Source organism: Luteimonas composti (genome assembly GCF_042678665.1).
In the GTDB taxonomy this organism is placed as follows: domain Bacteria; phylum Pseudomonadota; class Gammaproteobacteria; order Xanthomonadales; family Xanthomonadaceae; genus Luteimonas; species Luteimonas composti.
In genome coordinates, this window is the sequence record NZ_JBHTKU010000001.1 from 383454 (window position 1) to 396258 (window position 12805).

Consider the following 12805-nt stretch of genomic DNA (forward strand, 5'->3'; position numbering starts at 1 on the left):
GGGGGCGATAATCGGCGCATGATCAGGGAAATCACGCCGCGCGACGCCAGCTACCGCCTTGCCCAGGGCGCGGTGCTGGTGGACGTGCGCGAAGAGCACGAACGCGAGCTGGGCATGGCCCAGGGCGCGCTGGGCGTGGCGCGGGCCGACCTCGAGGCCGCGCCGCACCAGCACCTGCCGGGCCCCGATGCGGACATCATGCTGATCTGCCAGAGCGGCGGACGCTCGCTGCTCGCGGCCCAGCAGCTGCAGCGGCTGGGCTACCGGCGCGTGGTCTCGGTGCGCGGCGGCACCCTGATGTGGCAGGCCGAAGGGCTGCCGCTGACGCGTCCGACCGGCACGGTCGACGAGGATTTCCACGAACGCTATTCGCGCCACCTGCGCCTGCCGGAGATCGGGGCGCGCGGGCAGCGCCGGCTCGAAGCCGCCAGCGTGGTGGTGGTGGGCGCGGGTGGGCTGGGCTCGCCGATCGCCTTCTACCTGGCCGCGGCCGGCGTGGGCCAGCTGCGCCTGGTCGATGACGACGTGGTCGACCGCAGCAACCTGCAGCGCCAGATCCTGCACACCGATGCCGACATCGGCGTGGCCAAGGTCGAGTCGGCGCACACGCGGCTGTCCGCGCTCAACCCGCGGGTGTCGGTCGAGCCCGTGGCCGAGCGGCTGGAGTCGGTCAACGTGGAGCGGCTGATCGCCGATGCCGACGTGGTGGTCGACGGCGGCGACAACTTCCCGGTCCGCTACCTGCTCAACGACGCCTGCGTGCACCTGGGCAAGCCGCTGGTGTATGGCGCGGTACACCGGTTCGAGGGGCAGGTGAGCGTGTTCGATGCCGGGCGACAGCGCGGACGCATGCCGTGCTACCGCTGCCTGTTTCCCGAGCCGCCGCCGCCCGAAGCCGCGCCCAACTGCAGCGAGGCCGGCGTGCTGGGCGTGCTGCCCGGCGTGGTGGGCATGCTGCAGGCGACCGAGGCGCTGAAGCTGCTGCTGCACGTCGGCGAACCGCTGACCGGCCGGCTGCTGCATTTCGACGCGCTGTCGATGCGGTTCCGCGAAACCCGGCTCGCTCCTGATCCCGACTGCCCACTGTGCGCGCCGGGTGCGGCCTTTCCCGGCTATATCGACTACGCAGCGTTCTGCGCCGGCTGAACCTGGCCACGGCGACATCGCCTGCACGACGCTGTGCTAGCTTCGAGGGCGCCGCAGGGTCCGGCGGGGAGCATGCGACCGGCCGGGCGGCCCCCTTCCAGCCGGTGCAGGTGACCTCTTGCCGCGTCTCGCCTTCCTGTTGTTTCTTTCGCTGCTGTGCGGGCTGTCGTCGTCCGCGGCGCTGGCCTCGGATCCCTGCATGCGCCTGGGCACGCCGGCGGCGGACGACGTACCGGGCCGCATCGCGGCCGTGGCCTGCGAAGAACACCGCAACTGGTACCGGCCCTTCATCGAAGCCGATGGCCGGGTGGGCGTGGTCAGCGTGCGCGAGGCGCAGCGCGCGCGGCTGGTCAACGGCCAGCCGGCATGGGAGCGGGTGATCGAGTACTGGCGCGGCAGCGGGCTGCTGTGGCAGGCCGGCGCCGGCGATTGCGCCTACGGCGAACTGCCGGCGCCCTCGTGTCGCGCGTTCGTCGTCGACACGCCGTGGTCGGCCGCGTTCGTGTCCTGGGTCATGCAGCGCGCGGGCCTGCCGGGCTTCGGCGCGTCCGCCAGCCACCTCGGCTACGTGCGACGCGCCTACCGCGAACCCTTCCTCAGCCCCTACCGCGTGTCCAACCCCGAGTCCGGCAAGGTCGGGGTGGGCGACATGCTGTGCAGCGTGCGCGGCGGCACCCGCGTGTACGGTTTCGGCGAGCTGGCCCACGTGCTCAGCAACAACGACCCGGGCCTGGGCATGCACTGCGACATCGTGGTCGGCACCTCCATCCGCGACCGGGTGCAGTACGCCCATCTGATCGGCGGCAACGTGTTCGACACGGTCGCCATGCGCGAGCTGCCGCTGAGCGCGGGCGGACGCTTCGCCGCGCTGCCGATGCGCCTGGCGAGCGACCCGGACTGCACGCCCGAAAGCCGCCACGTGTGCGACCTCAACCGCCAGGACTGGTCGGTGCTGCTGCAGCTGCGGCCGGCGGCGGAACTGGCCGGACTGCGGGGCGGGTCGGGGATGGTGCCTGCGCCGGGCGTGGCGCCCACACCGGGCGCTGCCCCTGCATCGGCACCGGCGTCCGCACCGATCGCTACGCCGGCGCCACCTGCCGAGGAGTGAGCGACCGAGGCATGCGGCGGTCGCAGGCCCTCAGCCGTGTCGCTGGCGAGCCGCTTCGAACGCCGCCAGCTGCTCCGGCGTCGCCTCGCGCTGGTGGCGCGCTTTCCACTGCGCGAACGGCTCGCCGTACAGGGCCTCGCGGGCCTGTTCGCGGTCCATGCCGATGCCGCGCTCCTGCGCTGCGTCGCGGTACCAGTCGGCCAGGCAGTTCCGGCAGAAACCGGCCAGGATCATCAGGTCGATGTTCTGGACGTCCGGACGCCGCTGCAGCAGGTGCTCGCGCAGGCGGCGGAAAACCGCGGCCTCGATATGGACGGTGTCGTCGTCGCTGGGGGACATGTGCGCTCTTGGCTGTCAGGGAGGACGTGAGACAATACGCGTTCCCGTTTCCGCCCTCCAAGACGCATGAGCGCACGCATCCTCGACGGCAAGCGCATCGCCGACTCCCTGCTCGACGAACTGCGCCAGCGCGTGGACGCGCGCGTGGCGGCGGGGCTGCCGCGGCCGGGGCTGGCCGTGGTGCTGGTGGGCAGCGACCCGGCATCGCAATCGTACGTGCGCAACAAGCGGCGCGCCGCGGAGAAGGTCGGCATCCAGGCGTTCGACCACGACCTGCCGGCGGGCACCGGCGAGGCCGAGCTGCTGGCCCTGATCGACCGGCTCAATGCCGATCCGGCCGTGCACGGCATCCTGGTGCAGCTGCCGCTGCCGGGCATTCCGGACGCGACCCACATGATCCACCGCATCGACCCGCGCAAGGACGTCGACGGCTTCCATCCCGAGAACGTCGGCCACCTGGCGCTGCGCCAGTTCGGACTGCGTCCTTGCACGCCGCGCGGCATCACCACGCTGCTGGCCTATACCGACCGCCCGGTGCGCGGCCGTAGCGCCACCATCGTCGGCGTGAGCAACCACGTCGGCCGGCCGATGGCGCTGGAGCTGCTGATCGCAGGCTGCACGGTCACCAGCTGCCACAAGTTCACCCCGCGCGATGAGCTGCAGCGGCACGTGGGCGAAGCCGACATCCTGGTGGTGGCGGTCGGGCGGCCGGACCTGATCCCGGGCGACTGGGTGAAGCCGGGCGCGGTGGTGATCGACGTGGGCATCAACCGCCTCGACGACGGCCGCCTCACCGGTGACGTGGAGTTCGATGCCGCCGCGCGGCGTGCGAGCTGGATCACCCCGGTGCCGGGCGGCGTCGGCCCGATGACGGTGGCCACGCTGATGCAGAACACACTGGAAGCGGCTGAAGCGCTGGAGTCGCAGCGGGCGGGGTAGGGTTCGTGGCGACCTGAGGGCCCCCATCCCGGCCTTCCCCCGCAGGCGGGGAGGGGACGTGCGCGCCGGTCTTGTGGCGACGGTATCCCGGCTGCCTATCACGCTCCGGGGGCCTTTGACGCTTCCGGGTGCAATGACCGCTTTCTGGTGCCCGGGTCCGGCGGTCCTGGACGCTTGCGGATGCGCTGCGCATGGATTCCGTCTCGCAGGGGCTTCACGAGCCGCTGGGCAGACTGGGCCTTCCTGTGCATGGGCCGCGCGTGGCGCGCGGTTCCCCGGAGGGTAGGGACCATCGAGCGTTATCGGCGTGCAAGCGGCCACAGGGCCTGCGCGGCAGGCATCGCGGTGCTCGCGGCCGGCTGCGCCGGGCCGCAGTCGGCACTGGATCCGGCTGGGCCGGCGGCCGGAGCGATCGCGGCCAGCTGGTGGCTCATGGCCGCCGGCGCGCTGCTCGCCTGGAGCGTCGTGCTGTTGCTCGCCGGGGTCGCCATGCGCGGTCGGCACCGCCTGTCCCCCGCGAAGGGCGGCAAGCTGATCCTCGCCGGCGGCGTCGCGCTGCCCGCCACGCTGCTGCTGGCGCTGCTGGTCTACGGCACCCTCGCCAGCGACCGCATCACCGGCGAACGCGCCCAGGTGGGGCAGGTGGTACAGGTCACCGCGCGCCAGTGGGAATGGGAATTCGCCTACCTGGACGCCGATGGAGAGGTCGTCGCGCGCTCGTTCGACGAGCTGGCGATGCCGCTGGACACGATGGTGGAGTTCCATGTGGGCAGCGAGGACGTGATCCACAGCTTCTGGATCCCGCGCCTGGGCGGCAAGATCGACGCCATCCCCGGACGCGTCAACGTGCTGCGCCTGCGTGCCGAACGCGCCGGCCCGATCCGCGGCCAGTGCGCCGAGTTCTGCGGACTCGACCACGCGCTGATGGCATTCGACGTGGTGGTGCTTGCACCGGACGCGTTCGCGGGCTGGCTCGACGGAAACGCCGTCGACGGGAGGGTGCGATGAGCGCGCCGGCGGCCCCGATCCCGGGCACCCACGCGCGCCGGCTCGCGGCGCTCGAGCGCATCTGGGCCAACGACGCCGGATGGCGCGGCCAGCTGACCGCGGTCAACCACGGCACCATCGCGATGCGCTTCATCGTCACCGGCTTCGCCTTCATGCTGGTGGGCGGCCTGCTGTCGATGTTCATCCGCCTGCAGCTGGCCTGGTTCGATGCCGAGGTGCTCGACCCGGAACGCTACGCGCAGTTCGTGACCCTGCACGGCACGACGATGATGTTCCTGTTCGCGGTGCCGATCATGGAAGGCTTCGCGATGTACCTGCTGCCGAAGATGCTGGGCGCGCGCGACCTGCCGTTCCCCCGGCTCAGCGCCTTCGGCTGGTGGTGCTACCTGTTCGGCGGCCTGTTCCTTTACTCGAGCCTGCTGTTCGACGCGGCGCCCGACGGCGGCTGGTTCATGTACGTGCCGCTCACCGACGCCACCTTCTCGCCGGGCAAGGGGCCGGACTTCTGGCTGATCGGCGTCACCTTCTCCGAGATCGCGGCGGTGACGGCGGCGGTCGAGCTGATCGTGGCGATCCTGGTCACCCGCGCACCGGGCATGGACATCCGCCGCATGCCGCTGTTCGCCTGGGCGATCCTGGTGATGGCCTTCATGATCGCGCTCGGGTTCCCCCCGCTGATCCTGGCCAGCATCCTGCTGGAACTGCAGCGCGCCTTCGGCTTCGTGTTCTTCGACCCGGCGCTGGGTGGCGATCCGCTGCTGTGGCAGCACCTGTTCTGGCTGTTCGGCCATCCGGAGGTGTACATCATCTTCCTGCCGGCGGCGGGCGTGGTGTCGATGATCGTGCCGACCTTCGCCCGGCGCCCCATCGTGGGCTACGCCTGGATCGTGCTGGCGCTGGTGTCCACGGGCTTCCTCAGCTTCGGACTGTGGGTGCACCACATGTTCGCGGTCGGCATCCCGCTGCTGGCGCTGGCCTTCTTCAGCGCCGCGAGCATGGCGGTGGCGATCCCGACCTCGGTACAGGTGTTCGCCTGGATCGCCACGCTGTGGGCCGGCCGGCCCTGGCTGCGGCTGCCGATGCTGCACATCCTGGGCTTCCTGGTGGTGTTCGTGCTGGGCGGGCTGACCGGGGTGATGCTGGCCTTCGTGCCGTTCGACTGGCAGGCCCACGACACGCATTTCGTGGTCGCGCACCTGCACTACGTGCTGATCGGCGGGCTGATGTTCCCGCTGTTCGCCGGGCTTTACTACTGGCTGCCGCTGGCGACCGGTCGCATGCCGTCCGAGAGCATCGGCCGCATGGCGTTCTGGCTGGTGATCGTCGGCTTCCACCTGACCTTCGTGCCGATGCACCTGACCGGCCTGCTCGGCATGCCACGCCGGGTCCATACCTATGCGCCGGAACTGGGGGTGGAATGGCTCAACCTGCTTTCGACCGCCGCCGGATTCGTGCTGGCGGTGGGGATCGTCGCGATCCTGGTCGACGCCGGCCTCTGCTTCGCCCACGGCCGCCGCGCGCGCCCCAACCCGTGGCGGGCGGGCACGCTGGAATGGGCGCTGCCGTGGCCGGTGCCCAACTACAACTTCGCCTCCGCGCCCCGGGTCGACGACGCCTGGCCGCTGTGGCGCGACCGCGGCCTGCGCGAGCGGGTGGCGCGCACGGACGGCCTGCTCGGAGATCCCGCACGCGGCCGGCGCGAGTTGCTGGGCACCGGCATCGTGTCGGCGCGACCGGAACAGGTGGTGTTCCTGTCCGGTTCGTCGTGGCTGCCGCTGCTGTCGGCGCTGGCGATCACCGCGCTGCTGGCCTGCTTCATCGCCGGCTGGTACTGGCTGGCGGCCGCCTGCGTCGCGCCGCTGCTGGCGCTGTTCTGCACCTGGGCCTGGAGCACCGGCTGGCGCGGCGCGCCGGAGGAGGTGGACGCCGGCGACGGGCGGATGCTGCCGTCGCAATATGCCTGCCGCAATGCGCCGGGCTGGTGGGCGGTGGTGGTGACGATGCTGATCGTCGGCTCGCTGTTCGCCTCGCTGGTGTTCGCCTACTTCTACCTGTGGCTGGGCAGCGACGGCTGGCCGCCGCGCGGCATGGGCGAGGCCGCGCTGCGTGGCATGCACTGGTTCGCGCCGGGATTGCTGGCGGTGTCCTGGTTGGCCGGCGCGGTGGCATCGGCTGCACTGCGCGCCGGATTCCGGCGCCGTCGTCGCGTTGCGATCCCGGCCATCGTGGCGGCCGCGGCGGCGCTGGGATCCGTCCTGGTCCACCTGCCGCCGCTGGCCGATGCGCCGGGTCAGCCGCAGGCCCATGCCTATGCCTCGGTGGTGTGGACCCTGGCGGGTTTCTGCGCGCTGCACCTCGTGCTCGCCGCGGTGTTGTGCCTGCATGTGAGCGCGCGTATCGGCCACCGCCTGGTGGACGCGGCGCGGCCCCTCGAGTGGCGCGTCGCGCACGCCTTCCTGCGCTACGCGCTGGTGCAGGCGGCGATCGGCTGGGCGGTGGTCCATCTGTTCCCGGTGCTGCAATGAACGGCGCGCGACGTCCCCGCCGCCTGAGCTGGATCGCCAGCCCCTTCCTGGTCTGGGGGCTGCACTTTTTCGCGGTCTATTCGCTGCAGGGTCTGGTTTGCGGTCGCGGCTGGCCGGCGCCGGCGGCGTGGATCGCGATCGCCCTGGCGACGCTGCCGGCCTTCGCTGCGGTGGCCTGGATCGGGCTGCGCGCCAGGCGGAGCGCCGCCGCGCCGGACACCGGCGACGGCCGGCGCTTCGCGGCACGACTGGTCGCGATGCTGTCGCTGCTGTCGCTGCTGGCGATGGCGTTCACCACCATCCCCGTGCTGCTGCTGCAGCCCTGCGAGTGAAGCGGCCATGCGCGAGACGCTCCAGCAACCCGTCCCCGAACAGCGCAGCCCCACGGTGGAAAGCCGCGTGGCGCTCCATCGCCATCCGCTGCATCCGGTGGCGGTGGTCTATCCGATTGCCTGCCTGACCCTGCTGCTGCCGGCCGACGTCCTCCACCTGTGGAGCGGCCGGATGTTCTGGGCCGAGGCGGCGTGGTGGCTGAACGTGGTCGGCCTGGTCGCGGGCCTGATGGCGGCTGGGCTGGGCATCGCCGACATGTTCCTGATCCGGGTGGCGCGGCGGCATGTGTCGGCATGGAGCCATTTCATCGCGGGCGTGATGCTGCTGGCGCTCGCGGCCGCGGGCGTCTGGCTGCGCTGGCCCGACCCGGCCGCGGCCGGCTGGTGGGCGCTGGCGCACTCGGCGCCGACGGCGGCAATGGTGCTGGTGGTGGGATGGCTGGGAGGCACGCTCAGCTTCGGCCACGGCATCGGCGTCTACGGCCACCGCGAGCGCGACGAGGACGACGCCTCCGACCGGGCGCTGGACGAATGAGTGGCCTCCCCCGGAGGTGGCAGGTCGCCCACGCTGCGCGGCTTCGCCCCGGTCAGCGCGGCGATGCCCAGCAACAGCAGCAGCGGGCTCCAGCCCAGCAGGCGCGGCAGCAGCCCAGGGCGCCGCTCCTTGCCCTTGCCCAGCGCGTGCAGGTGCGCGCCCATCCACAGGTGCACCAGCACCACCAGGGCCACCAGCACGAGCTTGCCGATCAGCCAGGCGCCCGGTTCGACCCACGGGATCAGGCTCATGCCCAGGGCAATGGTCAGCACGCCGGCAGGTGTGGCGATCCGGAAGAACAGGCGATTGGCGACCGGATTGAAGAAGTCGGGACGCGCGTCGCGCTCACCGCGTCGGCGGGCGGCGAACAGGCGCACCAGCAGGAACAGGCCGCTGAACCAGATCGACATCGAGGCGATGTGGGCGACCTTCAGCCAGAACAGCATGGATCGGCTCCAGGAGCGGGCGGGAGAAGGCGGGCGGGACGGGATCGCGGAGCGGACCGGGTCGCTGCCGGACGCGGCTGGACACGCGCCGCCGCGGCGACGCTGGCGCTCCCGGGGGTGGCGTTCGCCCACGATACCGGACACGGGGTGCCCACCCTGGCCACGGCCTGGACGCTGTCGCCGCTGCTGCTGGTGCCGCTGGCCTTGTTCGCCGGCCTGTACCTGCGCGGCCTGTGGCGGCTGTGGCGCGGCGGCCACACGGGGCGGGGGATCTCGCGTGCCGAGGCCGGAGCCTGTGGCGCCGGGCTGCTGGCGCTGACGCTGGCCACGGTCTGGCCCTTCGATGCGCTGGGGGAGTGGTCGCTGGCCGCGCACATGGCCCAGCACATGCTGCTGCTGGCCCTGGCGCCGCCGCTGCTGCTGGCCGCACGGCCGCGCGCTGCGCTGGCCGCGGCGCTGCCGCCGGCGTGGTCGCGCGTCCTGCACCGCTGCGCGCAGGCTGCCACGGTCGCGCCGTTGCGGTCGCTGGCGGCGGCGACCCTGGCCAATGCGGCGGTGATGTGGGGTTGGCACGCGCCGGCCGCGCTGGAACTGGCGCTGGCCAGCGAGGCGGTGCACTGGCTGATGCATGGCAGCTTCCTCGCCGCCGGCCTGTGGCTCTGGACCCTGCTGTGGCAGCGCCTGCGCGACGACGCGGCGGGCGGCGCGCTGGCGGGAACGGTGGCCATCGTGGTGGTCATGATGCAGATGGGCTTCCTCGGAGCCTTGCTGACGTTCTCGCGGCGCGCGCTGTATCCGTTCTACGAGGCGCGGGCGCCGGAACTGGGCCTCGGCGTCCTGGCCGACCAGCAGCTGGCGGGCCTGGTGATGTGGGTGCCGTCCTGCCTGCCGTACTTGGCCGGTGCGATCTGGCTGCTGGCCCGGGAACTCGACCGCCTGCGCCCGGTCCGGTGAGCGCCGGCGGGGGCCATTCTGGGCAGGGCGCGGTCGAGGGGCGGTGATCGGCGGAGCGCTGCGCGGCGATGCCGCAGCGCGGTATAATGACGCGCTTCCCCACCTCTCCCGGGACTGCCGATGCTCCGCATCCAGGCTGAAGCACTGACGTACGACGACGTTTCGCTCGTCCCCGCGCACTCCACCGTCCTGCCCAAGGACGTCTCGCTCGCCACCCAGCTCACGAAATCCCTGCGCCTGAAGCTACCGATCGTCTCGGCCGCGATGGACACGGTGACCGAAGCCCGCCTGGCCATCGCCATGGCCCAGCTCGGCGGCATCGGCATCATCCACAAGAACCTGTCGGCCGAACTGCAGGCCGCCGAGGTCGCGAAGGTCAAGAACTTCGAGGCCGGCGTGATCCGCGAGCCGTTCACCGTCGGCCCGATGACCACCATCGGCGAGGTGCTCAAGCTCACCCGCGCGCGCAACATCTCCGGCGTGCCGGTGGTCGACGGCGGCCAGCTGGTCGGCATCGTGACCGGCCGCGACATGCGCTTCGAGAAGAAGCTCGACGATCCGGTCAGGAACATCATGACCAAGAAGGATCGCCTGGTCACGGTCAGGGAAGGTGCCGCCGACGAGGAAGTGATCGGCCTGCTGCACAAGCACCGCATCGAGAAGGTGCTTGTGGTCAACGATGCCTTCGAGCTGCGCGGCCTGATCACCGTCAAGGACATCCAGAAGAAGAGCGACAATCCCAACGCCGCCTACGATCCCGACGAACAGCTGCTGGTCGGCGCCGCGGTGGGCGTGGGTGGCGACACCGAGGAACGCGTCGCCGCGCTGGCCGCCGCCGGCGTGGACGTGGTGATCGTCGATACCGCGCATGGCCACTCGCAGGGCGTCATCGACCGCGTGGCCTGGGTCAAGAAGAACTTCCCGAAGCTGCAGGTGATCGGCGGCAACATCGTCACCGGCGACGCCGCGCTGGCGCTGATGGATGCCGGCGCCGACGCGGTCAAGGTCGGCGTGGGCCCGGGTTCGATCTGCACCACCCGCGTGGTCGCGGGCGTGGGCGTGCCGCAGATCACCGCCATCGACCTGGTGGCCGAGGCGCTGCAGGACCGCATCCCGCTGATCGCCGACGGCGGCATCCGCTACTCCGGCGACATCGGCAAGGCGCTGGTTGCCGGCGCCTCGACGGTGATGATCGGCGGCCTGTTCGCCGGCACCGAGGAATCGCCGGGCGAGGTCGAGCTGTTCCAGGGGCGCAGCTACAAGAGCTACCGCGGCATGGGCTCGCTGGGTGCGATGGAGAAGGGGTCCAAGGACCGCTACTTCCAGGACGCCAGCGATGCCGACAAGCTGGTGCCCGAGGGCATCGAGGGCCGCGTGCCTTACCGCGGCCCGCTGAGCAGCATCATCCACCAGCTCGCCGGCGGCCTGCGCGCCACCATGGGCTACGTGGGCTGCGCCACGATCGAGCAGATGCGCACGCAGCCGAAGTTCGTGCGCATCACCGGCGCCGGCCAGCGCGAGAGCCACGTGCACGACGTCACGATCACCAAGCAGCCGCCGAACTACCAGATCGGCTGAGGCCCGTGGAGGAGTTCGCCTGGATGATGCTGGTGGCGGCTCCTGTCCTCGGCGGTGCTGCCATCGGCCTGTTTTTCCGCCGTGTCTGGCAGCGCGTCGCGTTGTCCGGCGCCGTTGCAGCCGCAGTTTACGCGGCAGTGCTGTACGCCATGCAGGCCGACATGGTGCGGCGGGGGCCGCCTTCCGTCGGCATGACGCTCGCCGAACCGGCGTCCGTGGCGGCGGAGGTCGCCGTCGTCGTGGCGCCCGTCGGCATGTGCGCCGCCCTGGTGCTCCATCTCATCACCCGCTACATCCGGAAGAACAAGGCATGACCTCCCAGCCGCTGACCGACATCCACGGCGACAAGATCCTGATCCTGGACTTTGGCGCGCAGTACACGCAGCTGATCGCCCGCCGCATCCGCGAGATCGGCGTGTACTGCGAGATCTGGGCCTGGGACCACGATCCGGCCGAGATCGCCGCGTTCGGCGCCAGGGGCATCATCCTGTCGGGCGGTCCGGAATCGACCACGCTGCCGGGCGCGCCCGCGGCGCCGCAGGAGGTGTTCGACAGCGGCCTGCCGATCCTCGGCATCTGCTACGGCATGCAGACCCTGGCCGCGCAGCTGGGCGGTGCCACCGAGGCCGCCGACCAGCGCGAATTCGGCCATGCCGAAGTGGACGTGGTCCACCCCGATGCGCTGTTCTCCGGCCTGACCGACCATCCCGGCAAGAGCCGCCTGAACGTCTGGATGAGCCACGGCGACCATGTCTCCGAAGTGCCGCCGGGCTTCCGCATCACCGCCACGACCGACCGCATCCCGGTCGCCGCCATGGCCAACGAGGACAGGCGCTGGTACGGCGTGCAGTTCCATCCCGAGGTCACCCACACCCTGCAGGGCCAGACCCTGCTGCGTCGCTTCGTGGTCGATGTCTGCGGCTGCGCCACGCTGTGGACCGCGGCCAACATCATCGAGGACCAGATCGCCCGCGTGCGCGAGCAGGTGGGTTCGGACGAGGTGATCCTGGGGCTGTCCGGCGGCGTGGATTCCTCCGTGGTCGCCGCGCTGCTGCACAAGGCCATCGGCGAGCAGCTGACCTGCGTGTTCGTCGACACCGGCCTGCTGCGCTGGCAGGAAGGCGACCAGGTGATGGCGATGTTCGCCGAGCACATGGGCGTCAAGGTGATCCGCGTCGATGCCGCCGACCGCTACTTCAAGGCGCTGGAAGGCGTGGCCGACCCGGAGGCCAAGCGCAAGATCATCGGCAACCTGTTCGTCGAGATCTTCGAGGAAGAGTCGGGCAAGCTGAAGAACGCGCGCTGGCTGGCGCAGGGGACGATCTATCCCGACGTCATCGAGTCGGCCGGCAGCAAGACCGGCAAGGCGCACGTGATCAAGAGTCACCACAACGTCGGCGGCCTGCCCGAACACATGAAGCTGGGTCTGGTCGAACCGCTGCGCGAACTGTTCAAGGACGAGGTCCGCCGCCTGGGCGTCGAGCTCGGCCTGCCGCGCACCATGGTCTACCGCCATCCGTTCCCGGGCCCGGGCCTGGGCGTGCGCATCCTCGGCGAGGTCAAGCGCGAGTACGCCGAACTGCTGGCGCGCGCCGATGCGATCTTCATCGAGGAACTGCGCAAGGCGGATCTGTACGACCGGACCTCGCAGGCCTTCGCCGTGTTCCTGCCTGTGAAGTCGGTGGGCGTGGTCGGCGACGCGCGCGCCTACGAGTGGGTGATCGCGCTGCGCGCGGTCGAGACCATCGACTTCATGACCGCGCACTGGGCGCACCTGCCGTACGAGTTCCTCGGAACGGTGAGCAACCGCATCATCAACGAGCTGCGCGGCGTCTCGCGCGTGGTCTACGACATTTCCGGCAAGCCGCCCGCGACCATCGAGTGGGAGTAGGGCG

General features: G+C 71.1%; 13 protein-coding genes. 11 read left to right on the plus strand and 2 right to left on the minus strand.

Annotated elements, in window-relative coordinates:
* Positions 1 to 18 precede the first annotated feature (18 nt).
* Both moeB and ACFQ2D_RS01770 read left to right on the plus strand, forming a co-directional pair.
* Positions 19 to 1146, plus strand: coding sequence for a molybdopterin-synthase adenylyltransferase MoeB (gene moeB / locus ACFQ2D_RS01765; protein WP_280941883.1), 1128 nt, complete (start codon positions 19 to 21; stop codon positions 1144 to 1146).
* Positions 1147 to 1264: 118 nt separating this feature from the next.
* Positions 1265 to 2254 (plus strand): DUF2272 domain-containing protein, encoded by a 990-nt coding sequence (locus tag ACFQ2D_RS01770; protein WP_280941884.1) that lies wholly within the window; start codon positions 1265 to 1267, stop codon positions 2252 to 2254.
* A gap of 30 nt (positions 2255 to 2284) precedes the next feature.
* Here ACFQ2D_RS01770 and ACFQ2D_RS01775 read toward each other — a convergent pair whose 3' ends face one another.
* Entirely contained in the window at positions 2285 to 2593 is a 309-nt protein-coding gene (locus ACFQ2D_RS01775; protein WP_280941885.1) for a DUF1244 domain-containing protein, read from the minus strand.
* A 66-nt stretch (positions 2594 to 2659) separates the two neighbouring features.
* On the opposite strand from ACFQ2D_RS01775, the gene folD reads away from it, so the two are divergent.
* The 5 genes from folD (at position 2660) to ACFQ2D_RS01800 (ending at position 7932) form a co-directional block, all read left to right on the plus strand.
* Complete coding sequence (folD, locus tag ACFQ2D_RS01780; RefSeq protein WP_280941886.1) at positions 2660 to 3532, plus strand: bifunctional methylenetetrahydrofolate dehydrogenase/methenyltetrahydrofolate cyclohydrolase FolD; 873 nt, start codon at positions 2660 to 2662, stop codon at positions 3530 to 3532.
* Between the two features lie 345 nt (positions 3533 to 3877).
* Positions 3878 to 4540 carry a cytochrome c oxidase subunit II gene (locus tag ACFQ2D_RS01785; protein ID WP_280941887.1) on the plus strand — a complete coding sequence of 221 codons (663 nt, stop codon included), beginning with the start codon at positions 3878 to 3880 and terminating at the stop codon, positions 4538 to 4540.
* Positions 4537 to 7065, plus strand: a complete 2529-nt coding sequence (gene ctaD, locus ACFQ2D_RS01790) for a cytochrome c oxidase subunit I (RefSeq protein ID WP_280941888.1) — start codon at positions 4537 to 4539, stop codon at positions 7063 to 7065. The genes ACFQ2D_RS01785 and ctaD overlap by 4 nt, the downstream gene beginning before the upstream one ends.
* Positions 7062 to 7397, plus strand: a complete 336-nt coding sequence (locus ACFQ2D_RS01795; RefSeq protein ID WP_280941889.1) for a hypothetical protein — start codon at positions 7062 to 7064, stop codon at positions 7395 to 7397. Before ctaD ends, ACFQ2D_RS01795 begins: the two co-directional genes overlap by 4 nt.
* Before the next feature lie 7 nt (positions 7398 to 7404).
* A complete protein-coding gene (locus ACFQ2D_RS01800) occupies positions 7405 to 7932 on the plus strand; it encodes a DUF2231 domain-containing protein (RefSeq protein ID WP_280941890.1) in 528 nt (175 codons plus the stop codon).
* Here ACFQ2D_RS01800 and ACFQ2D_RS01805 read toward each other — a convergent pair.
* Positions 7875 to 8378 (minus strand): CopD family protein, encoded by a 504-nt coding sequence (locus ACFQ2D_RS01805; RefSeq protein WP_280941891.1) that lies wholly within the window; start codon positions 8376 to 8378, stop codon positions 7875 to 7877. The genes ACFQ2D_RS01800 and ACFQ2D_RS01805 overlap by 58 nt on opposite strands.
* Before the next feature lie 117 nt (positions 8379 to 8495).
* Here ACFQ2D_RS01805 and ACFQ2D_RS01810 point away from each other — a divergent pair, with 117 nt between their 5' ends.
* The 4 genes from ACFQ2D_RS01810 to guaA all read left to right on the plus strand — a co-directional run bounded on the left by ACFQ2D_RS01810 (position 8496) and on the right by guaA (position 12801).
* On the plus strand, positions 8496 to 9332 hold the full coding sequence (locus tag ACFQ2D_RS01810; protein ID WP_280941892.1) for a cytochrome c oxidase assembly protein: 837 nt from the start codon (positions 8496 to 8498) through the stop codon (positions 9330 to 9332).
* 120 nt (positions 9333 to 9452) lie between these two features.
* Entirely contained in the window at positions 9453 to 10910 is a 1458-nt protein-coding gene (gene guaB / locus ACFQ2D_RS01815) for an IMP dehydrogenase (RefSeq protein WP_280941893.1), read from the plus strand.
* A 5-nt stretch (positions 10911 to 10915) separates the two neighbouring features.
* The gene (locus ACFQ2D_RS01820; RefSeq protein ID WP_280941894.1) at positions 10916 to 11224 is read left to right on the plus strand and encodes a hypothetical protein; all 309 of its coding nucleotides are present in this window, start codon (positions 10916 to 10918) and stop codon (positions 11222 to 11224) included.
* Positions 11225 to 11235: 11 nt separating this feature from the next.
* Positions 11236 to 12801 carry a glutamine-hydrolyzing GMP synthase gene (gene guaA / locus ACFQ2D_RS01825; protein WP_280942054.1) on the plus strand — a complete coding sequence of 522 codons (1566 nt, stop codon included), beginning with the start codon at positions 11236 to 11238 and terminating at the stop codon, positions 12799 to 12801.
* Positions 12802 to 12805 lie beyond the last annotated feature (4 nt).

Coding starts and splice junctions, on each gene's coding strand:
- moeB (WP_280941883.1), top strand. CDS start 19: ATGATCAGGGAAATCACGCCGCGCGACGCCAGCTACCGCCTTGCCCAG.
- ACFQ2D_RS01805 (WP_280941891.1), bottom strand. CDS start 8,378: ATGCTGTTCTGGCTGAAGGTCGCCCACATCGCCTCGATGTCGATCTGG.
- ctaD (WP_280941888.1), top strand. CDS start 4,537: ATGAGCGCGCCGGCGGCCCCGATCCCGGGCACCCACGCGCGCCGGCTC.
- folD (WP_280941886.1), top strand. CDS start 2,660: ATGAGCGCACGCATCCTCGACGGCAAGCGCATCGCCGACTCCCTGCTC.
- ACFQ2D_RS01775 (WP_280941885.1), bottom strand. CDS start 2,593: ATGTCCCCCAGCGACGACGACACCGTCCATATCGAGGCCGCGGTTTTC.
- ACFQ2D_RS01800 (WP_280941890.1), top strand. CDS start 7,405: ATGCGCGAGACGCTCCAGCAACCCGTCCCCGAACAGCGCAGCCCCACG.
- ACFQ2D_RS01795 (WP_280941889.1), top strand. CDS start 7,062: ATGAACGGCGCGCGACGTCCCCGCCGCCTGAGCTGGATCGCCAGCCCC.
- guaB (WP_280941893.1), top strand. CDS start 9,453: ATGCTCCGCATCCAGGCTGAAGCACTGACGTACGACGACGTTTCGCTC.